This window comes from Pseudomonas sp. GW-45, assembly GCF_056896675.1.
In genome coordinates this window covers 2848363-2867838 of record NZ_CM167674.1, presented here as the reverse complement: position 1 = coordinate 2867838, position 19476 = coordinate 2848363, and the positions used below count along the sequence as shown (strand labels likewise).

Below are 19476 nucleotides of genomic sequence, written 5' to 3'. Positions count from 1 at the left end.
TCAGGTGTTTAATTACCCTATTTACCGACAAGGGATAGAAATGAATTTATTGCTTACCGGCGGCACTGGCTTGATCGGTCGAGCCTTGTGCAAGCGTCTTCTGGCTGAGGGCTATCGGATAACTGTCTGGAGTCGGCGTCCCAATGAAGTACCTGCTCTCTGTGGTGCAGCGGTCCGCGGGGTTGCCGATCTCAGCGAGTTGGATGGCGATACCTTCGATGCTGTAGTCAATCTCGCAGGCGCCCCCATCGCTGACAAGCCTTGGACTACCAAGCGCAAGGCTGAGCTATGGGCTAGCCGGGTCTCGCTGACCGAGCAGTTGGTACAATGGCTGGGCGCTCAGAGTCATAAGCCTGCGGTGATGGTCAGTGGTTCGGCAGTTGGCTGGTACGGCGATGGAGGCGGTGCTGAGATGACTGAACGAAGCCCGGCCAAAGCAGAGTACACACACACGTTGTGCGACGCCTGGGAGGCTGCGGCGAAGCGCGTCAACTCATACGGCGTGCGGTTATGTATCATGCGCACCGGCTTGGTGGTAGCGGCTGAGGGCGGTTTCCTGGCGCGCCTCAAACCTATGTATAAGCTGGGACTGGGCGGCCCGATTGGTGGCGGCGAACACTACATGCCGTGGGTTCACCTCGATGATGTGGTGAACCTGGTTGTGTGGTTACTGCAAACACCGGACTGTCGCGGAGCCTACAATGCCAGCGCACCTCACCCGGTTACTAACCGCGAGTTTGCTCGCGCACTGGGGGGGGCATTGAGCCGCCCGGCAGTCATGCCGCTGCCGGGGTTTGTACTTAAGTTGGCACTTGGTGAAATGGCGCGCCTGCTGCTCACCGGTCAACGCGCGTTACCCGCTAAAGCGGAGGCTGAAGGCTTCACATTCACGTATCAGTACCTGGACAAAGCACTGGCGGCCGCCGTCCAATCAAAATGAATTGTCATATTGCAGGAGTATTCGATGTCTGAGCGTGGGGTGTTGTTGGTTAATCTGGGGTCGCCCAAAAGCACACAGGTAGGCGATGTACGCCGTTACCTTAACCAGTTCCTGATGGACCCCTATGTGGTGGACATACCCTGGCCGCTAAGGCGTTTGTTGGTTGGACTGATATTGCTGACGCGTCCCAAGGCATCGGCGCATGCCTACGCTTCTATCTGGTGGGAGGAGGGGTCGCCGCTGGTGGTAATCAGTCGCCGTGTTCAGCAAGCGCTGCAGGCGCGTTTGTCTATGCCGGTTGAGTTGGCCATGCGGTACGGCGAGCCATCAATTGAGCAAGGTCTGCTTAAGCTCGCGGCGCAGCCCGGCGTTAAAGAAGTACTGTTCATGCCGCAATATCCGCAGTTTGCCGATAGCACCATTACTACGTCTATCGTTGAAGCTAAGCGTGTGATCAAGGCGCACGGCTTGCAGATTAAACTAAACGTGTTACCGCCCTTTTACGATCGGCCCGAGTATCTGGATGCACTCACGCGGAGCACCCAACCGCACCTCCAGCAGGGTTTTGATTTTCTGCTGCTGAGTTACCACGGCCTACCTGAGCGGCACTTGCGTAAAGCTGATCCGACGGGCAGTCATTGTTTGGCCACAGCAGATTGCTGTAGTCGACCCTCGCCGGCGCACCGGAGCTGCTATCGCGCGCAGTGTACCTACGTCAGTCAGGCGCTGGCGCAGCGATTGGGTTTACGTGACGATCAATGGTCACAATCGTTTCAGTCGCGTTTGGGGCGGGACAAATGGATTGAGCCTTACACCGAAGCGCGTATTGACGAATTGGCGGCGCAAGGCGTCAAGCGCCTGCTGGTTGCTTGCCCGGCCTTTGTTGCCGATTGCATCGAAACCCTGGAGGAGATAGGTGATCGGGCTCGCGAGCAGTTCATTGCGGCTGGCGGTGAAGAATTGGTATTGGTGCCCTGCTTGAACGATGACGCCCACTGGGTCGACGTGCTTCAAGGCTGGAGTGAAAACACACCCGTTCAGGCCTGAACGGGTGGCAGAAAAGCGCGAAATAAAGTGCGGCTTAGCCGCGCTTGAACCACTGAGAAAGCGCTAAATGCAGGCCCAGTCCAATCAATACCGTACCCATCAAACGATCAAACCAGTGCCCCATACGGTTGAAACTCCGGCGTACTGAATCGCGGCTGAACAGCAATGCCACCAGGCAGAACCAAGCGCCGGTAGCGATCGCTAGATATAAGCCATAGCCCGCTTGAATGAGCAGCGGCGTGTCATGGCTGATTACCACGGTGAACAACGACAAGAAAAACAGCGTGGCTTTGGGATTCAGGCCGTTGGTTATAAATCCTTGCGTCAGGGCTTGGCGTGCGCCCATGTTTTGGGGGGCGGCGACCTTGGCGGCCTGCTCACTGCTCTGTGGCTTGGCTTGTAGTGCACGAATACCGATGTACAGCAGATAGGCTGCCGCCAACAGCTTCATCAGATTGAACAGCCAGACCGACTGCGACACAATCAAACCGATCCCCAACAGCGAGTAGGCGACATGCACAAATATGCCGCCACCCACACCTACAGCAGTAAACAAGCCAGCACGACGGCCACCGCTGACACTGTTGCGGATCACCACGGCAAAGTCAGGGCCGGGGCTGATCACCGCTAGTAGATGCACTAGCGCGACCAGCATGAACTCGTTCCAATACATTTCAACGCTCCTCTCTAGAGAGCGTATTCTAACTGCGCAACGCTTAGACAGACAGGTACAGCCAGCATGCAAACGTCCTTTTCTATCGTCTTTCTGGACCAATCCACTCTGGATCAGGGTGATCTGGACATGCGCCCATTAACCGAACTTGGCGTTCGCTATCAGAGTCACGCCATCACCTCGCCTGAGCGGTGCATTGAGCGCATGCAGGGTTATGAGGTGGTTGTCACTAATAAAGTGCTGATTGATGCGCAGGCAATGGATGCCTGCCCGGGGCTTAAACTGATCCTGCTCAGCGCGACCGGCACCAACAATGTTGATCTGCCGGCAGCGCGAGCGCGCGGGATAGTGGTGTGTAATTGTCAGGGTTATGGCACCCCTGCGGTGGCGCAACATACGCTGATGTTAATGCTGGTGTTGATCACTCGCTTTGAGTCTTACCGGCAGGCGGTGCGTGACGGCGCTTGGCAGCGCAGCACGCAATTCTGCCTGCTGGACTATCCGATTGGCGAGCTGAGTGGCCGCACGCTGGGTATCCTCGGCTACGGAGAATTGGGTCAGGCGGTGGGGCGCCTGGCTGAGGCTTTCGGTATGCATGTGGTGGTTGGCGCGCTGCCGGGGCGCGAGCGCGCAGGTAGGCCCGAGTTGCATGCATTGCTTGAACAGGTGGATGTGCTTAGCCTGCACTGCCCGCTGACTGAGAAAACGCGCAATCTAATTGGCGCAGACGAACTGGCGCGCATGCGCCCAGGCAGCCTTTTGATCAACGCGGGCCGTGGCGGCTTGGTCGATGAGCAAGCGCTGGCTGTCAGTTTGCGCGACGGTCATTTGGGAGGCGCAGCCTGCGATGTGTTGACCACCGAACCGCCGCGCGAGGGTAACCCGCTGCTTGCGGCGGATATACCCAACCTTTTAATTACGCCGCACAGTGCTTGGGGTAGCCGTGAAGCGCGCCAACGTATTGTGGGCCAGTTGGCTGACAATCTGCAGGCTTTTGTGCACGGAAAAGAGCTACGCCGGGTTAATTGATCCGGTCGGCAGGCGAATGCGATCAGGTGCTCAGATTATTGCTGGCGCTAACCCAAATGGGTGGCGAGCGCGCGAGTTCCAGCCATTAGGGTGTTTTCTAGTCAATGAATGACTCCCGCCGTGGTTCAGCTGTCCCGGCCAACTCCCAAGGACTCGGGACCGCTGAACATGTCTGCTGCGTACTCAACACCTGCCACCTCTGGTGGGTTTTCTCTACTCGAAGTGCTGATTGCCGTATTGATTCTCGCGCTAGGTATTCTCGGTGCAGCTTCGCTGCAACTCAGTGCGCTGCGCTACCACGCCGGTTCTCTGCATGCGACCCAGGCCAGCTTGCTGGCGCAGGACCTGTTTGAACGCTTACGCGCTAATCCCGAGCAGCTAGCCGTCTATAGCCTGACGGTGGACCAGCGCTGCGCTGCTGCCACCGCCGATCTGCTTACCGTTGCTGCGCAGAGCATTGCTGAACAGGACAAAATCGACTTTGCCCGCGCGGTAGCCTGTGAGCTACCTGAAGGACGCGCGCGTTTGTCAGTCAGGGACGGCATAGCGACTATTAGCCTGCGCTGGACTGAGGCAAGGCAGTTTGTTGGGGCGGGGGAGGCGGAGATGGAAGTCTCCGCCTTGATCCGTGGTGCGCTATGAAGCGGGGCGGGTTGTTGCCCGGTAAAGGCTTTAGCTTGGTGGAGCTGCTCATAGCCATGGCGCTAGGGCTGATGCTCACGCTCGGCGTATTGCAGGTGTTTCTTGCTAGCAAAGAGAGTTTTGTGTTGCAGCAGCGCTCGGCTGCCATGCAGGAAAATGCGCGGTTTTTGCTTGGCCGCCTGGCGCAAGATATTCGCCAGGCTGGACAGTTCGGTTGTCTTGATCTGCGGCGTTTGCCAGCGTCCTCAAGGGTAACGGTGCCAGCAGAGCTGGCTGTACCGGTTTCCTATCAGAATGGTGTCTTGCGGATGATCAGTGCGCTGCCGGTCTCCGCAGATGTGTCGGTGCCGGGCGACGTGTTTTCCGCGGCAGATTTCGCTGCACGTTGGCTGGTGGTGACTAACTGCCTGGATAGCCTGCAAGTGAGCGAGGCTGATACCCCGCTGACCGTCCAATCCGGGGATGTGCTGATACCGCTGCGCCTGCTGGAGTATCGCCACCGGGATCAGCGGATTCAAGTGCGCAGCAACGGCAAGGGCAACTTTGAAACCCTGATCGAAGGCGTCGCAGATTTTACTCTGGCCTTTGGTTTGGCTGCAGACACGCAAGCGCATGGTGTGACGGGTGCCTATCAAACCAGCCTCGCAGTAGCCGATGCCCCACGCATTCGCAGTATTCGTCTTGCTTTGCTGCTCAGCGAGCAACCCGCCGCTAAGAGTCAGGATGGCATGCAGACTCAAGGTTACGTGCAGGTGACCGCCGTGCGTAACCGTCTAGATTGAACAACAGGGAGAGTTGTAATGAGTAACCGGAGTGAGCGGAGACAGCGTGGAGCTGCGCTGTTGGTCAGCTTGGTGTTCTTGTTATTGATGTCACTAGCGGCGGTGGCGGGCGTGCGCTCGGCTACCAGCCAGGAGCGCATGGTGGCGAACCTGCAACAGCGCAATCTGGGCTTTCAGTCAGCTGAAGCTGGCCTGCGTTGGCTTGAGCAGCAGATTCGCCAGAACGCGTTGCGGTTGCCGGCCAAACGCTGTGAGCAACCTATCTGTGTTGCAGCGACGGGGCATGCACTCAGCGTTGGTTGGAAAGCGTTGCCAGCCATCGCACCAGAGCAACTGCACAACGGCAATGTGCAGCTTTGGTATCGAATCGAGCGGATCGGTACCAGCGCAATACCGAGGCGCGTGGCGGTGAGCTCACCCAGCACTTTGTATCGGTTGTCGGTGCTGAGCCTCAACGGTAATAGCCGCACTGTACTGGAGGCGACTTATGCGCATACTCGACTTTAGCCGCGAGCTGCCGCGTCTGATCATGCTGGCGCTAGGTGCCTTGACGGTATTCAGCGCCCAAGCCTTTACGCCTCTCAGCGGTCCCGTCACAGACGCAGTGCAAGTCCCGCCCAATGTGGTGTTGGTGTTGGATGGCTCTTCCAGCATGGTAATGAATCAGGTCGGTAATGAGACCCGGTTGGATGTCGCGCGGCGCACTGCCCGTGAGGTCATGGCAGAGCACCGACATGTACGTTTCGGTTTGTTTTCTTTTCGGGCTACCGAGGGGCACGGCGATAGCGGCCGTGATGCACCCGGCGGTGAGCTGTTGGTGCCAGTCGATAGCATTGCTGCAGAGTCTCCGGCTGGGCAGCGGCATCTGCTGCGATTGCACTCGGCATTGGATGATTTGGACCCACGAGCCGGCGACGACCGCGATGCCTGGGCCTGGACGCCGCTGGCGGAAACCTACTACGAAGTAACCCGTTATCTGCGTGGGCTTCGGGCGTTTTATCCGCAGTCACGTGGGGAGTTGGAGCGCCAGCAGTTTTCCAGCCCAATAGAGTACCGGTGCCAGCGCAATGCTGGGCTGATATTGACCGATGGCCTACCGACGTACGATCGCGAGTTTCCGCGCAACTTGGCACAAGATCCTGATGGTCGCCGTGCGCAATCCACCACGGGATTTGATCTGCCGAATTGGGACCAGGATCATGCGGGTGATCTGGATGGCGGCGCGCCCATGGCCGAGGGCAGCAGCTTCTACCTGGATGACATAGCTGCATTTGGCAACGAGATCGATCTGCGCCCCAGCGGTCGTGGATCCCTGACGGATGCGGCGGGTCAAAGTTGGGATGATCCCGCCTTTGTACGCCAGCATTTGCAGACCTACATTCTCGGCTTCAGCCTGGATGATCCGCGCTTAAGCTCCGCGGCGCTCGCCGGTGGTGGTCGCTACTTTTCGGTCAATGAGGCTGCCGGGTTGCGCGACGCGTTGGCCAGCGCGCTGGTTGATATTAGTTCCACGCCCGGTTCGGGTGGCGGCGCCGTGGTTGCTGATGGCGTATTGCAGGCGGGTACTAGTCGTTACTATCAAACCCAGTACGATCCAGCGGATTGGAGTGGCAGTCTGCGGGCTTTTGTTCTGGACGCGCAGGGCGTTCCCGCACGGCAATTATGGAGCACCGACCAAACGCTGCCGCCGGGCCAGGTAGCCGGACGGCTCGAGAGCTGGCGCTGGGGTGATACACAGAACGCCGGAATGCCGTTAGCTTTGAATGGTAACGCCTACACCAGGCTTTCTGCCAACCAACAGCAACAGCTGGACGCCGCTGCGGTGAATGCTGGACTGCAAGGCGCCGCCGGCCAGCAGTTACTCGACTGGGCGCGAGGTCAACGGGTTGAAGGTCTGCGGCAACGCCGTCACCTGTTGGGCGACGTGCTCAACGCGACGCCCGTGCTCTTGTCGGCAGTGCCTGCAACCGGCATGACCGACGACGACTATTTACTCCACGTGAGCAAGCGCATGACCCTGCCAGAGCTGTTGTTGGTGGGCGCCAACGGTGGCTTTCTGCGGGTCTTTGATAACTCGGGGCGGCAAGTCTACGGTTATCTGCCGGCCACCCTGCAAGCGCGCTTAGGAGATTGGGCACGCCCCGACTATGCTCGCGGCAGTCGTCATCTGAGTGGTGTAGATGGGCGTATAGGACTGGCAGATGTGGAGTTTCCGGAAGGCTGGGCTACCTTGGCGGCCAGTGGCCTTGGAGCCGGCGGCAAAGCCTTGTTCGCGCTGCAGATGCTTGCGCCCGGAGCTTCGTACGCCGAACCGCAAGTACTCTGGGAGGTCAACGCGGAACAGCCGGGCTGGCAGAATCTTGGGCATGTGTACGCCGAACCGCACATGCTCACAGCACAGGGCCAAACACTTTTATTGACCGGCAATGGCTACGGCAGCGCGCGGGGTGTGGCAGCTCTGCTGGTGCTGGAGGCGACGAGTGGGCGCCTGCTGCACAGCATTGAAGTGAGTGCCCGCGCAGGCATGACCGAGAGCAATGCGTTGGCTGGGTTGACGTTGCAGCGAGACGAGGAGGGTGAACTGATTGCTGCTTTCGCTGGGGATCAGCATGGCCAGCTATGGAAATTTGATCTGAGTGATGGCGATTACCATAATTGGGCGGTGGCGCACGGTGGATCGCCCTTGTTCGCTACCGCGCCCGGCCAACCGATCAGTGTCGCGCCACTGCTGCATCCGAGCGCTGCCGCGCTGGGCGATTTGCTGTTGTTCGGCACCGGCCAGTTTCTGCAACCAGAAGACCTTACCAACACCAGCACACAAGCGTTCTACGCGGTGCTGGATACAGCCACCCCACCGAACGGCGGGCTGACACCGGCTCACCTCCAGCAACAAAGGGTTCTGGGTGAACAAACGGATGCCGCGTCCGGCCGCACCATTCGTTTAGCCAGTGCCACGCCGGTAGATTGGACGCGGCAATATGGTTGGCAGATGAGCTTGCCAGATAAAGGCGAAAAGGTCAGTCGAGCCGCGCGAATCAAAGACTCTCGAGTGCTGTTCAACAGCGGGTCAATTATTGGCGAGAACACCGATCCCTGTGTAACTCAAGCCGGAGGCTGGCTGATGTCGCTGGCGCTTGATAGCGGCGCCATGTTGCCGGTGGCCACCATGGATAGCAACGCGGATGGCCGCGTCAGCAGCCTGGACCAGCCCGCTGCCGGGATCAGGCTAGACATTGGCTTGCCGGGTGAACTGAGCGCTTTGGACGTGCCAATCGGCGTTGATAGTGAGGCGCAAACGGACTGTAGTCCTGAAATTTACCTGCTGCAGGGTTCGGTGGGGCCAACGGCCGTTCAAGGTCAGGCACATTGCCGATTCCAGCGGATTCTGTGGCGGCAATTGTTATGAGGTCTCTAGCGCTGCACAAACTGCGGGGCTTTACGCTGATTGAGCTGCTGATAACCGTGGTTATCGTTGGGATTCTCTCGGCGGTTGCTTACCCTTCCTATCTGGAGCATGTACGCAAAGCGCATCGTGCAGAGGTAACTGGGTTGTTATTGCAGAATGCTCATCGTTTGGAGCGACACTTCGCGAGGCAGGGCAGTTACCTTGAGGGGGATATCGCTGGTCTGGAGCAGCAAAGTCCGGCCCAGGGTGCGCCGGTTTACCGTTTGCAGCTGTCGAGAGAAGAGCAGGGTTACGACTTGCAAGCCACTGCGGTGGCTGGCGGGCCTATGGAAGGCGATCCATGCGCAAGTTATAGCCTTAATCAGGTAGGGCAACGGACGCCAGCAGATATGCGCTGCTGGCGCCGTTGAGCTGCTTTACTCGGCGAGCGCTGATTCGCTCTTGTCTTGCGGTAGTAACAGGTTAAGCAGGATGGCTACCACGCCGCACAGGCTGATGCCTTGCAGGCTGAAACTATCGTTGCCAATGACCATGCCGCCAATACCGAATACCAGCGTGACCGACACGATGCACAAATTGCGTGCCTGTGACAGGTCGATCTGATGGCGGATCAGGGTGTTCATGCCAACCACCGCGATGGAGCCGAACAGCAGACACAAAATGCCGCCCATGACGGGAACCGGCATGCCCAGCAGGATTGCGCCGAACTTGTCGACAAAAGCGAGACCAATAGCAAACACCGCCGCCCAGATCATTACGTTGGGATTGAAGTTGCGAGTCAGCATCACGGCCCCGGTAACTTCCGAGTAAGTTGTATTGGGCGGGCCGCCAAAGAGTGCGGCAGCTGAGGTAGCCAGCCCGTCACCGAGTAGCGTGTTCTGCAGGCCTGGCTTTTTCAGATAGTCTTTGCCGGTTACGCCGCCAATCGCCAATACATCGCCGATATGTTCGATAGCGGGGGCAATGGCGACAGGGATCATAAAGAGTATCGCTGCCAGCTTGAACTCGGGTGTAACAAACTGCGGAATGGCGAGCCAAGGCGCTGCGCCAACGCTGTCGAAGCTGACCACTCCGAGTGACCAGGATAGACCGTAGCCCACCAATACACCGGAGAGAATAGGCACCAAACGGAAGATGCCCTTGGCAAATACCGCCACAATAATGGTGGTAATCAGCGATGCCATGGAAATGATCAGTGCGATATTGGTGTCGACCAGTTGTGCACTGCCATCACCGGCTTTACCGGTTGCCATGTTAACGGCAACCGAAGCCAGCCCAAGGCCGATTACCATGATCACCGGGCCTACCACTACCGGAGGCAACAGCCGCTGAATAAAACCGGGGCCGCGCCAGCGAATCACCAGACTCAGTAGTATGTAAATCAGGCCCGCTGCGAGTAGGCCGCCGAGCGTAGCGGGTAGCCCCCAAGTCTGGTTGCTGTACAGGATGGGTGCGATAAAGGCGAAGCTGGACGCCAAGAAAATCGGAATCTGCCGGCGGGTAGTGAACTGAAATATCAAAGTCCCGATACCCGCGGTAAACAGCGCGACGCTAGGGTCCATACCGGTGATTAGCGGCATTAACACCAAAGCGCCGAAAGCCACAAAGAGCATTTGCGAGCCGGCCAGCGCGGTGCGCCATCCGTGGGTCTGAACACCTTCCATCAAACGATATCCTTCTGTTTGGTACCGAAGATTTTATCGCCGGCGTCACCCAGGCCAGGAATAATATAACCTTGCTCGTTCAGGCATTGATCCACCGAAGCGGTATAGATCTGTACTTCAGGGTGAGCGGCGTTGACTCTGGCGATACCCTCGGGTGCTGCCACCAGTACTAGCGCTCGAATTTCGCGCGCGCCGGCTCTTTTCAACATGTCTATAGTCGCGACCATGGAGCCCCCAGTGGCTAGCATGGGGTCGATGATCAAAGCGGTACGCTGATTTAGCTCGCCAACCAGCTTTTCCAGGTAAGTATCGGCTTCGAGTGTTTCTTCGTTGCGAGCCAAGCCGATCACACTGACCTTGGCGCTCGGGATCAGACTGAGCACGCCGTCTAGCATGCCGAGTCCGGCACGCAGGATGGGTACTACTGTGATCTTTTTGCCGCTCAGTTTTTCAACTTCAACATCCCCGCACCACCCTTGAATGGTGTGGGTTTCGACCAGCATGTCTTGGGTGGCTTCGTAGGTCAGCAACGCGGCAACTTCCTGCGCTAGCTCGCGAAAATTCTTGGTGCTGATCTCGTCACGGCGCATTAGGCCTATTTTGTGACGGATTAACGGGTGACGGATTTCTTTGACATTCATTGAGGGCTCTCTCATGCGGTCGTCATGCGGGCGCGTAAAAATACTGCTATAGCCTAAACCAATGTGAACAAGCGGTCATCTGTCGTAAAGCTCCGTTATACTTGCGCATCTGACGCAACATCAGTATTTTGCGCCCCCTTCATTCCCATCCGCCGCTGGAGGTTCTGCATGTCGGCAGATCTGCAACACATCAAACAGGTCATGACCGAAGCCGATTGCCTGTTTACCGAAGCCGAAGTTGAAGCTGCGCTGGACACTTTAGCCAGCGCCATCTGCGAGAAGTTGGTCGACAGTAACCCGATTGTTTACAGCGTCATGAACGGCGGCTTGATCATCACCGGAAAGCTGCTGCCGAAACTGCCGTTTCCGATGGAAGTCAGTTATCTGCACGCTACCCGCTATCGCAACAAATTGTCTGGTGGTGAGTTATTTTGGAAAGCCCGTGCCGAGCATTCGTTGGTGGGTCGCACAGTGTTAATTGTTGATGACATTCTGGATGAAGGTCACACCTTGGCAGCGATCGTCGAGTATTGCCGCGACGCTGGAGCTGACAAGGTCTATACCGCTGTGCTGCTGGACAAACAGCACGATCGTAAAGCTTATGAAGGTATGCGCGCGGACTTTACCGGGCTGGATGTCGAGGACCGCTATATCTTTGGTTACGGGCTCGACTACAAGGGCTACTGGCGCAACGCTGCCGGTATCTTTGCGCTCAAGGGGCATTAACCCTATGCGTCTTGGCGGGCTTATCGCGCTGCTGTTCAGCGTATCTGCGTTAGCGTCGCCTGTGACGCTGCCGCACGACGAATACATGCCTGCGGACATCTACGGGCAACGTCAGGATAAGCCGGAGCAAATACTCTTCCAGATTGAGCAGTACCGATTGATGTTTGCCAGTGAGCAGCGCCCGGGTCCGACGTCCTCTGTGCCCGAGACAGGCAGTGTGTTGTTTGTGCAGGGCCGTTCGCTGTTGCCTGGCAATCCGGTTGTGCGGGCTGAAGTCCGCTTTATTCCGCAAGGCAGCACCCTGCGCCCGGCACGTTTGGATGGACGCAGTCAGACGCTGATGCTGGTGTATCCCGAGTCAATGTTGCCGGTGTTGCTACGGCAGCTGGAAACACCTGGCGCGGAATATGTGCAGGCCCGGTTTTACGGCAACGGGCTGATTTGGGGTGATATCCATTCTGCGCCAAGCAGCGCCAAACCCTAAGACGGTGGCGCTGGTGAGCGTCGACCTGGATGGTTACAATGCCGGCTTTTCAGCCTGCCAATGAGGGATTTTCATGCGTAAAGATAAAGAGAAGGTAGTTGGCGAGCCGATGACCGACGAGCAGGTCGCGGTGTTTTTGCAGGCTCGTCCCTACGCGGACGAATCGGTGGATCTACATTTGCTGGTGCGCGCCTACCGGGGTTTGCGTGCCGAAGATTTTGCGCGTTTTCTAGTGATGTTCAAGGGCGAAGGTTTTGATCTCAATGCCACTGACGAACAGGGCAATACTTTTTTGCAGACGGTCAAAACCCACGCGCAGGGCGAAGACTACGTCAATGTGCTGGAAGCGGCCGGAGCACGTTAAGCTCAGGCCTGCTGCAGACGCCAGCGGCCTGCGCTGGCGCGCGGTTGGTTGGGTAACAGTGCGTGGCTTGGAAGCGCGCTACCAATCCAACGCGAATTCAACTCGGTAACGCAAACCCAGTTACCTTCGGCAGGCGGCTGGTGCAACTCCCAGAGCGCCACGCAGTGGCCGCGATGGTCGAGTTGTGCGTAGCATTTGCGTTGACGAGATTGAAACAGGCGTAGAGCAAACATGGCGTCGTCCTCCGCTGAAGGTTTGCCGCGAGTCTAGATCGCTGCTGTTGCAGCTTGATGACAGCGGCTCCTGCTGTTGCCGTCTGTGGAACCGGCGTATGCTGCGCCTGTCGAAGGTTGCATGTATCTTTCTCAATATCCTTTTTGAATTGACGGCAGGAGTCAGGCGTTATGCTCAAGCGTGCAGGTATGTTTATGTTGGCGATGGTCGCTATTGGCTTGGTGGGTTGTGCGCATAGCCCGCAGCAGCTCAACGTGCAGCCGCAGATCAATAAGCCGCTAAATCCCGTGGCCCGGCAGCAGCCGGTGGTGGTAACGGTGCAGGACGTGCGCCAATCAAAGATTCTGGGCACTCGTGGCGGCATCTACCCGGACTCCAGCAGCATTACGTTGAGTGACAACACCATTAATGCGGTAAGGCAGCAGGTCGAGCAGGGCATGCGCCAGCTGGGCTTCACGGTAGTACCTGAAGGTACACCTAACGCCAATCGTCTGACTGTTGGCCTGAGCGACATGAGTTATCAGTCACCCAAGAGCAGTAGCTATGTTACTCAGGCTGATCTTAGCGCCACCTTTACCGCAGAGGCGCGCAATATGAATAAGAACTATCAGGGTCGTTACAGCTCTTCATTGCAGCAACGCTTTGGTTACGCGCCTAACCAGGCAACCAATACCAAAATGGTGACCGAGGTAATGAGCGATGCCTTGACCCGTGTTTTCCAGGATCCGCAGTTGATGCAAATTCTGCAGCAGTAAACAGACTGTTAGGCACAAAAAAAACCAGCGCGTAGCTGGTTTTTTTGTGCCTGAATTAATCTCAACTGGTAGGGGTTGGCGGCTCGTCGTGCAGCATCTCGTCGTGCTCTGCCATGTTCCAGGGTAATACGCCTGGGGATATATGCAGGAAGTGCAGGTACTTCTCGAAGTGATCGAGAATGTCGCCAATGATCTCCTGCTCGTCATAGCCGTAAACGTCGTAGGTCTGTCCGCCTCGGCGCAGAAACACCTCGGCCCGGTAATAGTGTTCCTCTTCGTTATCCGCTCGCTGCGTTTGCGCATAGGCGAAGTTCGGGCGACTGTATTCGCGTAAACGCACCTCGTAAATGAAGTCCAGCTGATCCGGTTTGTTGATCTCCAGATAGGCGCGCCCATGCTCGTTGTCGAGTTTAGCCTCTGCTGGCCAGCCCTGTTCAATTAGGTTCTGACTCAAGCGTTGCATGCCCGGCATCACGGTTTTGTTGATGAAGCCCTCAACATCACTGCGGTTTGGAAAGTTGACGATTCCCGCCAGACGCTTCTTCCAATTGGCGGCCAGACTATCGTCGCTGTAGCGGCTGACCTGCATGTGGTGCAGTAGGCTGACATCGCGATGCCCCTCAATGACCAAGGCTCGCCACATACCGAGCATGGCGACGATCATGATGATCGCAAAAGGTAGCGCGGTGGCAATGGTCATGGTCTGCAATGCCCCCAAGCCGCCGGCTATTAGCAGCGCAGCGGCGACCACACCCTCAAGAATCGCCCAGAAAGCGCGCTGCCAGGCTGGCGTGACCATAACTCCGCCAGACGCCAGCGAATCGATCACCAGAGAGCCGGAGTCGGAAGAGGTGACGAAGAAGGTGACAATCAAAATCACGGTAATGAAAGAGACAATTGAGCTGAGCGGCAGATGCTCAAGTAGCTTGAACAGAGCAATGGCCTTGTCGTTCTGTACTTCGGTAATCAGCGAGGTGTAACCCTCGTTCATGATCAGATGCAAGGCCGTGTCGCCGAAGACCGAGAACCACAGGAAGGTAAATATGGTGGGTACCAGCATGACGCCGAAAACGAATTGGCGGATGGTGCGACCTCGGCTGATCTTGGCAATAAACAGCCCAACGAAGGGCGCCCACGCAATAGTCCAGCCGAAGATGAATAGCGTCCAGTTGCCAATCCAGTCGCTGTGGGTGTAAGCCTGTAGGTTGAAGGTACGCTCCACAATATTATTCAGATAGCTGCCGGTGTTCTGCAAAAATGCTTCGAGAATAAAGATCGAAGGCCCAACAAAGAACACGAATAACATCAAGGCTACGGCCAGTACCATATTGAGAATCGACAGATTCTTAACGCCTTTATCCATCCCCGCGACGACCGAAATAAGTGCCAGACTAGTAACTACGGCAATGGCGATCACTTGCACCGTGGTACTCACCGGAATATTCGGCCAGAGGTAATGTAAGCCAGCATTGATCTGGGCCACCGAGAGCCCAAGGGTGGTAGCGATGCCGAACAGCGTGCCAAGAATGGCAACAACGTCTACGGTGTGGCCAATGGGGCCGTGAATTTTATCCCCGATTAGCGGGTATAGCGCCGAGCGCATCGAGAGTGGCAAGCCATGGCGGAAAGAGAAATACGCCAGCACCAGACCGACCAGGCCGTAGATAGCCCAGATATGAAAGCCCCAATGAAAGAAGGCGATTTGCATGGCCTGCTTGGCAGCGTTCAATGTCTCTGGTGCACCCACTGGTGGGTTGGCGAAGTGCGTTACCGGTTCGGCCACACCAAAAAACAGCAGCGCGATGCCGTAACCGGCGGAAAACAGCATGGCAAACCAGGCTGGGAAGCTGTATTGCGGCTCGGAATGGTCCGGGCCGAGTTTGATATTGCCCCAGTTACTGCATGCAACAATGACAATGAATAGCAGGAAACTGGCGACTGCCAGCATGTAGAACCAACCAAAGGTTTCAGTGATGTAGGCGAGGGTGCTGGAGAAGACTTCGCCGGCCAGTTCTGGATTGCTGATGGTACCCACTACGAGTAGTAGCGTGACTATCACTGCTGGTGCGAAGACCGGGACCAGAATGGTCGATCGCCAACCGGATTTGGCTTCTGTCATGCGGGACTCCTTCTGTGGATTCGGGCCGCCTATCCTCCGCGGCGGCCGGGTCGGCTATTGCCGATGGTGTTCTTAGTATAGTGATACGCAAGGTTCCGTCATTCCCGAGTGGAAATAAGCGCAGAGTCAGTCTTCTGTTTCCTCCTCTTCTTCGGCGAAGTATTCGACTCGAACTCGCACGCTGCCGGCGCGGATCATGCCGAGTTGTTCGGCGGCTATTTGCGACACGTCAATCACGCGATGACCCACAAAGGGCCCTCGGTCATTTACACGCAACACGACGCTGCGGTCGTTGTATAGGTTGGTGACTTTAACCAAGGTGCCGAATGGTAGGGTGGGGTGGGCTGCGGTTAACGCGGTTTCGTCGTAGGGCTCGCCGCTGGCCGTTCGGCGGCCGTGCAGGCGTGACGAGTAGTAAGATGCCTTGCCTACCTGTGTCCACTGTTCGCCCTCCTGACTCTCCAGGTGATCGGCGTAAGCAAAGGCCGGTCCGCCGGTCGACGACAGTAATAGCAATGTGGCTATCCAAAGCGCTACTCGGCGCATGGCTGGGTCCTCGAAGGTGTCGGGGGGCTAAAGGGCTGAGACCTTGTCGCCCCCGGATCGGTTCAGCTGTCCAGTTTTTTGCGCAGCAGTTCATTGACCTGCTGCGGGTTTGCCTTGCCTTTAGATGCCTTCATTGCCTGTCCGACGAAGAAGCCGAACATCTTGCCGCGCTTGGCTTCTTCGGCTGCACGGTACTGCTCGACCTGTTCGGCGTTCGCTGCCAACACCTCGTCGAGCATAGTTTCGATGGCGCCGCTGTCAGTGACCTGCTTGAGGCCTTTGGCTTCAATGACCGCATCGGCGCTGTCGCCTTCACCGTTGGCCAGCGCTTCAAACACCATTTTAGCGATCTTGCCGGAAATGGTGTTGTCTTTAATGCGCTGGATCATGCCGCCCAGCTGAGCTGCGCTGACAGGAGACTGCTCGATGTCCAGATCAGCCTTGTTCAGCAGGCTGGATAGCTCGCCCATCACCCAGTTAGCAGCCAGCTTCGCGTCATCGCATACGCGTTGCACTTCTTCAAAGTAGTCTGCCAGCTCACGTTGCGCCGAAAGTACGCTGGCATCGTAGGTGGATAGGCCAAACTGGCTGACGAAACGCTCACGTTTTTGTTGAGGGAGTTCGGGTAGCTCTGCACGCACTTCCTCAAGGAAGGCGGGTTCGAGCACGACTGGCAGCAGATCAGGGCAGGGGAAGTAACGGTAGTCGTTGGCTTCTTCCTTGCTGCGCATGGAACGGGTTTCGTCCTTGTTCGGGTCGTACAGGCGGGTTTCCTGTACTACCTTGCCGCCGTCTTCGATCAATTCGATCTGACGCTGCACTTCGGTATTGATCGCCTTTTCGATAAAACGGAAAGAGTTGACGTTCTTGATCTCGCAGCGAGTGCCGAACTCGGCTTGGCCCTTGGGGCGAATCGATACGTTGCAGTCACAGCGTAGCGAACCTTCGGCCATGTTGCCGTCACAGATGCCGAGATAGCGCACCAGTGAGTGAACCGTTTTGGCATACGCCACCGCTTCTTTTGCGCTGCGCATGTCAGGCTCGGAGACGATTTCCAGCAGCGGTGTGCCGGCGCGGTTGAGGTCAATGCCGCTCATACCCTGAAAATCCTCGTGCAAGCTCTTGCCTGCATCTTCTTCAAGGTGCGCGCGGGTCACGCCAACGCGTTTAACGGTGCCGTCATCCAGGGTGATATCCAAAAAGCCTTTGCCTACCACAGGGTGGTCCATCTGACTGGTCTGGTAACCCTTGGGCAGGTCTGGGTAGAAGTAATTTTTGCGAGCGAAGACGTTAGTCATGCCAATCTCGGCATCAATCGCCAGACCAAACTTGACTGCCTTGCGCACGGCTTGAGCGTTGAGCACCGGCAAGGTGCCGGGCATACCCAAGTCGATCAGGCTGGCTTGGGTGTTGGGCTCAGCGCCGAAGGTGGTAGCGCTGCCGGAGAAGATCTTCGACGCGGTGGTGAGCTGGGCGTGGATTTCCAGCCCGATGACGATTTCCCATTGCATAGCTGTCAATCCTCTCAGTAACCGGCCGGAGCGCGTTGATGCCAGTCAGTGACCTGTTGGTACTGATGCGCAATATTGAGCAAGCGGGCTTCGCTGAAGTAAGGCCCAAGTAATTGCATGCCCAGCGGCAGACCATTGGCAAACCCGGCGGGCAGGGCGATACCCGGAACACCGGCGAGGTTGGCGGTAATGGTATAAATGTCGGTCAAATAAAGGCTGACCGGGTCGTCGATCTTTTCGCCGATCTTGAATGCCGGTGTTGGCGAGGTCGGGCAGAGAATCACATCGACCTGCTCGTAGGCAGCCATAAAGTCATTCTTGATCAGGCGGCGAATCTTCTGTGCCTGCAGATAGTAGGCGTCGTAATAACCAGCAGAGAGCGCGTATGCACCCACCATGATGCGGCGTTTCACTTCTGCGCCAAAGCCTTCGCCGCGTGAGCGTTTATACAGATCGGTTAGGTCGGCCGGATCGTTGCAACGGTAGCCGAAGCGCACGCCATCAAAGCGTGACAGGTTTGAAGAAGCTTCGGCCGGAGCGATGACGTAATAGGCGGGGATTGCCAGCTCGGCGTTCGGCAGGCTGATTTCCTTTACCTCGGCGCCGAGCGCCTGGAACTGCTTCACCGCAGCATCAATAGCATCAGCGGTAGCGGCGTCCAGGCCGCCAGCGAAATATTCTTTTGGCAGACCGATGCGCAGGCCCTTGAGTGAGTCGTTCAGGCTGGCGCTGTAGTTATCGACAGGTTGATCGACGCTGGTTGAGTCTTTGTCGTCAAAACCGGCCATGGCTTGCAGCATCAGTGCGCAGTCCTCGGCGGTGCGCGCCATCGGGCCACCTTGATCCAGGCTGGAGGCGTAAGCGATCATGCCCCAGCGCGAAACCCGTCCGTAAGTGGGTTTCAGGCCGGTCAGCGCGGTAAAGCCGGCAGGCTGGCGAATCGAGCCACCGGTATCGGTGCCGGTAGCGGCAGCGCACAGGCGGGCTGCAACGGCCGCTGCAGAGCCGCCGGAGGAGCCGCCGGGTACGCGCTCTGTGTCCCAAGGATTGCGGGTTGGACCGTAGAAGCTGGATTCGGTGGATGAGCCCATGGCGAACTCATCCAGATTGGTTTTACCCAGCGTGACCGCGCCAGCATCGATAAAGCGCTGAGTGACGGTCGATTCATAAGGCGCGATAAAATTGTCGAGCATTTTCGAGCCACAACTGGTGCGCAGGCCTTGGGTGCAAAATAAGTCCTTGTGCGCCAGCGGGATACCGGTCAGCGCCGTAGCCGTGCCCGCAGCGATACGCTCATCGGCGGCCTTGGCCTGATTCAGTGCTAGATCCGGTGATACCGTGATGTAGCTGTTCAATTTTCCATCGAACGTCTCAATGCGCTTGAGGTAGTGTTGTGTCAGCTCAACGCTGGACAGGGTCTTGCTCTGCAGGGCCTGGGATAGTTCGGCCAGGGTTTTCTCATGCATGGGGTAATCTCTTGTCGGGGCGCGGCGAATTATTCGATGACCTTGGGAACCAGATACAAACCGGCCTCGGTGGCCGGGGCAATCGCCTGATAGGCATCACGCTGGTTGCTTTCGGTAACCGTGTCGGGGCGCAGGCGCTGAGTCGTTTCCAGCGGGTGCGCCAACGGAGTTACGCCGCGGGTATCGACTGCCTGCATCTTGTTGATGAGGCCAAGAATGCCTGACAGTTTGGCCGTGGTAGCAGGTATTTCGTCATCGGTGAGAGCGATACGTGCTAAATGAGCGATCTTTTCCACATCTGTGCGGTCAAAAGACATTGTGTAGGGCTCCATTAAGCCGGTGTATAGTCAGAGGTTAGGCTGAGCGCCGCATAGTATTAGCAGCTTCCAGTCGGAATTCCGGACAAAGGCGCGAATTTACCACAGTCTCGCCTTGCCCAAAAACCCC

Annotated in this window: 21 protein-coding genes; 12 read left to right on the top strand and 9 right to left on the bottom strand. The window is 57.3% G+C overall.

Translation table 11 applies throughout. The features are described from left to right. The first annotated feature begins 40 nt into the window (after positions 1-40). Positions 41-940, top strand: coding sequence for a TIGR01777 family oxidoreductase (locus AC1XYH_RS13260; RefSeq protein WP_483323648.1), 900 nt, complete (start codon positions 41-43; stop codon positions 938-940). Positions 941-964: 24 nt separating this feature from the next. Beyond that, positions 965-1987: a ferrochelatase gene (gene hemH, locus AC1XYH_RS13255; RefSeq protein ID WP_483323647.1), complete on the top strand. Its 1023-nt coding sequence runs from the start codon at positions 965-967 to the stop codon at positions 1985-1987. 34 nt (positions 1988-2021) lie between these two features. On the opposite strand, the gene AC1XYH_RS13250 is transcribed toward hemH, so the two are convergent. Further along, complete coding sequence (locus AC1XYH_RS13250; RefSeq protein WP_483323646.1) at positions 2022-2660, bottom strand: LysE family translocator; 639 nt, start codon at positions 2658-2660, stop codon at positions 2022-2024. Positions 2661-2726: 66 nt separating this feature from the next. On the opposite strand from AC1XYH_RS13250, the gene AC1XYH_RS13245 reads away from it, so the two are divergent. The 6 genes from AC1XYH_RS13245 (at position 2727) to AC1XYH_RS13220 (ending at position 8929) form a co-directional block, all read left to right on the top strand. Beyond that, positions 2727-3689, top strand: coding sequence for a 2-hydroxyacid dehydrogenase (locus AC1XYH_RS13245; RefSeq protein ID WP_483323645.1), 963 nt, complete (start codon positions 2727-2729; stop codon positions 3687-3689). A gap of 168 nt (positions 3690-3857) precedes the next feature. Then, positions 3858-4331: a type IV pilus modification protein PilV gene (pilV, locus tag AC1XYH_RS13240; protein ID WP_483323644.1), complete on the top strand. Its 474-nt coding sequence runs from the start codon at positions 3858-3860 to the stop codon at positions 4329-4331. Continuing rightward, entirely contained in the window at positions 4328-5113 is a 786-nt protein-coding gene (locus AC1XYH_RS13235) for a PilW family protein (protein ID WP_483323643.1), read from the top strand. The genes pilV and AC1XYH_RS13235 overlap by 4 nt, the downstream gene beginning before the upstream one ends. An 18-nt stretch (positions 5114-5131) precedes the next feature. Beyond that, positions 5132-5620, top strand: a complete 489-nt coding sequence (locus AC1XYH_RS13230; RefSeq protein WP_483323642.1) for a pilus assembly PilX family protein — start codon at positions 5132-5134, stop codon at positions 5618-5620. Then, entirely contained in the window at positions 5601-8519 is a 2919-nt protein-coding gene (locus AC1XYH_RS13225) for a PilC/PilY family type IV pilus protein (RefSeq protein ID WP_483323641.1), read from the top strand. Before AC1XYH_RS13230 ends, AC1XYH_RS13225 begins: the two co-directional genes overlap by 20 nt. Then, positions 8516-8929 (top strand): type IV pilin protein, encoded by a 414-nt coding sequence (locus tag AC1XYH_RS13220; RefSeq protein WP_483323640.1) that lies wholly within the window; start codon positions 8516-8518, stop codon positions 8927-8929. The genes AC1XYH_RS13225 and AC1XYH_RS13220 overlap by 4 nt, the downstream gene beginning before the upstream one ends. Before the next feature lie 6 nt (positions 8930-8935). Here the strand turns inward: AC1XYH_RS13220 and AC1XYH_RS13215 are convergent, their stop codons facing one another. Then, entirely contained in the window at positions 8936-10183 is a 1248-nt protein-coding gene (locus tag AC1XYH_RS13215) for a uracil-xanthine permease family protein (protein ID WP_483323639.1), read from the bottom strand. Continuing rightward, entirely contained in the window at positions 10183-10824 is a 642-nt protein-coding gene (gene upp, locus AC1XYH_RS13210; RefSeq protein ID WP_483323638.1) for a uracil phosphoribosyltransferase, read from the bottom strand. Before upp ends, AC1XYH_RS13215 begins: the two co-directional genes overlap by 1 nt. 168 nt (positions 10825-10992) lie before the next feature. On the opposite strand from upp, the gene AC1XYH_RS13205 reads away from it, so the two are divergent. The 3 genes from AC1XYH_RS13205 to AC1XYH_RS13195 all read left to right on the top strand — a co-directional run bounded on the left by AC1XYH_RS13205 (position 10993) and on the right by AC1XYH_RS13195 (position 12398). Next, on the top strand, positions 10993-11550 hold the full coding sequence (locus AC1XYH_RS13205; protein WP_483323637.1) for a hypoxanthine-guanine phosphoribosyltransferase: 558 nt from the start codon (positions 10993-10995) through the stop codon (positions 11548-11550). 4 nt (positions 11551-11554) lie between these two features. After that, a complete protein-coding gene (locus tag AC1XYH_RS13200) occupies positions 11555-12034 on the top strand; it encodes a hypothetical protein (protein ID WP_483323636.1) in 480 nt (159 codons plus the stop codon). Between the two features lie 73 nt (positions 12035-12107). Beyond that, the gene (locus AC1XYH_RS13195; protein WP_483323635.1) at positions 12108-12398 is read left to right on the top strand and encodes a PA4642 family protein; all 291 of its coding nucleotides are present in this window, start codon (positions 12108-12110) and stop codon (positions 12396-12398) included. A 2-nt stretch (positions 12399-12400) separates the two neighbouring features. On the opposite strand, the gene AC1XYH_RS13190 is transcribed toward AC1XYH_RS13195, so the two are convergent. Next, a complete protein-coding gene (locus AC1XYH_RS13190) occupies positions 12401-12631 on the bottom strand; it encodes a hypothetical protein (RefSeq protein WP_483323634.1) in 231 nt (76 codons plus the stop codon). A gap of 171 nt (positions 12632-12802) precedes the next feature. Here AC1XYH_RS13190 and AC1XYH_RS13185 point away from each other — a divergent pair, with 171 nt between their 5' ends. Then, a complete protein-coding gene (locus AC1XYH_RS13185) occupies positions 12803-13387 on the top strand; it encodes a YajG family lipoprotein (RefSeq protein WP_483323633.1) in 585 nt (194 codons plus the stop codon). A 61-nt stretch (positions 13388-13448) separates the two neighbouring features. Here the strand turns inward: AC1XYH_RS13185 and AC1XYH_RS13180 are convergent, their stop codons facing one another. The 5 genes from AC1XYH_RS13180 to gatC all read right to left on the bottom strand — a co-directional run bounded on the left by AC1XYH_RS13180 (position 13449) and on the right by gatC (position 19346). Next, positions 13449-15506, bottom strand: coding sequence for a BCCT family transporter (locus tag AC1XYH_RS13180; protein WP_483323632.1), 2058 nt, complete (start codon positions 15504-15506; stop codon positions 13449-13451). Positions 15507-15632: 126 nt separating this feature from the next. Further along, positions 15633-16052 carry a septal ring lytic transglycosylase RlpA family protein gene (locus AC1XYH_RS13175; RefSeq protein ID WP_483323631.1) on the bottom strand — a complete coding sequence of 140 codons (420 nt, stop codon included), beginning with the start codon at positions 16050-16052 and terminating at the stop codon, positions 15633-15635. Between the two features lie 62 nt (positions 16053-16114). Next, positions 16115-17563: an Asp-tRNA(Asn)/Glu-tRNA(Gln) amidotransferase subunit GatB gene (gene gatB / locus AC1XYH_RS13170; protein WP_483323630.1), complete on the bottom strand. Its 1449-nt coding sequence runs from the start codon at positions 17561-17563 to the stop codon at positions 16115-16117. A 14-nt stretch (positions 17564-17577) separates the two neighbouring features. Then, positions 17578-19029: an Asp-tRNA(Asn)/Glu-tRNA(Gln) amidotransferase subunit GatA gene (gene gatA, locus AC1XYH_RS13165; RefSeq protein ID WP_483323629.1), complete on the bottom strand. Its 1452-nt coding sequence runs from the start codon at positions 19027-19029 to the stop codon at positions 17578-17580. A gap of 29 nt (positions 19030-19058) precedes the next feature. Continuing rightward, positions 19059-19346 (bottom strand): Asp-tRNA(Asn)/Glu-tRNA(Gln) amidotransferase subunit GatC, encoded by a 288-nt coding sequence (gene gatC / locus AC1XYH_RS13160; protein ID WP_483323628.1) that lies wholly within the window; start codon positions 19344-19346, stop codon positions 19059-19061. Between the last annotated feature and the right edge of the window lie 130 nt (positions 19347-19476).

Coding starts and splice junctions, on each gene's coding strand:
- AC1XYH_RS13260 (WP_483323648.1), top strand. CDS start 41: ATGAATTTATTGCTTACCGGCGGCACTGGCTTGATCGGTCGAGCCTTG.
- hemH (WP_483323647.1), top strand. CDS start 965: ATGTCTGAGCGTGGGGTGTTGTTGGTTAATCTGGGGTCGCCCAAAAGC.
- AC1XYH_RS13250 (WP_483323646.1), bottom strand. CDS start 2,660: ATGTATTGGAACGAGTTCATGCTGGTCGCGCTAGTGCATCTACTAGCG.
- AC1XYH_RS13245 (WP_483323645.1), top strand. CDS start 2,727: ATGCAAACGTCCTTTTCTATCGTCTTTCTGGACCAATCCACTCTGGAT.
- pilV (WP_483323644.1), top strand. CDS start 3,858: ATGTCTGCTGCGTACTCAACACCTGCCACCTCTGGTGGGTTTTCTCTA.
- AC1XYH_RS13235 (WP_483323643.1), top strand. CDS start 4,328: ATGAAGCGGGGCGGGTTGTTGCCCGGTAAAGGCTTTAGCTTGGTGGAG.
- AC1XYH_RS13230 (WP_483323642.1), top strand. CDS start 5,132: ATGAGTAACCGGAGTGAGCGGAGACAGCGTGGAGCTGCGCTGTTGGTC.
- AC1XYH_RS13225 (WP_483323641.1), top strand. CDS start 5,601: ATGCGCATACTCGACTTTAGCCGCGAGCTGCCGCGTCTGATCATGCTG.
- AC1XYH_RS13220 (WP_483323640.1), top strand. CDS start 8,516: ATGAGGTCTCTAGCGCTGCACAAACTGCGGGGCTTTACGCTGATTGAG.
- AC1XYH_RS13215 (WP_483323639.1), bottom strand. CDS start 10,183: ATGGAAGGTGTTCAGACCCACGGATGGCGCACCGCGCTGGCCGGCTCG.
- upp (WP_483323638.1), bottom strand. CDS start 10,824: ATGAATGTCAAAGAAATCCGTCACCCGTTAATCCGTCACAAAATAGGC.
- AC1XYH_RS13205 (WP_483323637.1), top strand. CDS start 10,993: ATGTCGGCAGATCTGCAACACATCAAACAGGTCATGACCGAAGCCGAT.
- AC1XYH_RS13200 (WP_483323636.1), top strand. CDS start 11,555: ATGCGTCTTGGCGGGCTTATCGCGCTGCTGTTCAGCGTATCTGCGTTA.
- AC1XYH_RS13195 (WP_483323635.1), top strand. CDS start 12,108: ATGCGTAAAGATAAAGAGAAGGTAGTTGGCGAGCCGATGACCGACGAG.
- AC1XYH_RS13190 (WP_483323634.1), bottom strand. CDS start 12,631: ATGTTTGCTCTACGCCTGTTTCAATCTCGTCAACGCAAATGCTACGCA.
- AC1XYH_RS13185 (WP_483323633.1), top strand. CDS start 12,803: ATGCTCAAGCGTGCAGGTATGTTTATGTTGGCGATGGTCGCTATTGGC.
- AC1XYH_RS13180 (WP_483323632.1), bottom strand. CDS start 15,506: ATGACAGAAGCCAAATCCGGTTGGCGATCGACCATTCTGGTCCCGGTC.
- AC1XYH_RS13175 (WP_483323631.1), bottom strand. CDS start 16,052: ATGCGCCGAGTAGCGCTTTGGATAGCCACATTGCTATTACTGTCGTCG.
- gatB (WP_483323630.1), bottom strand. CDS start 17,563: ATGCAATGGGAAATCGTCATCGGGCTGGAAATCCACGCCCAGCTCACC.
- gatA (WP_483323629.1), bottom strand. CDS start 19,029: ATGCATGAGAAAACCCTGGCCGAACTATCCCAGGCCCTGCAGAGCAAG.
- gatC (WP_483323628.1), bottom strand. CDS start 19,346: ATGTCTTTTGACCGCACAGATGTGGAAAAGATCGCTCATTTAGCACGT.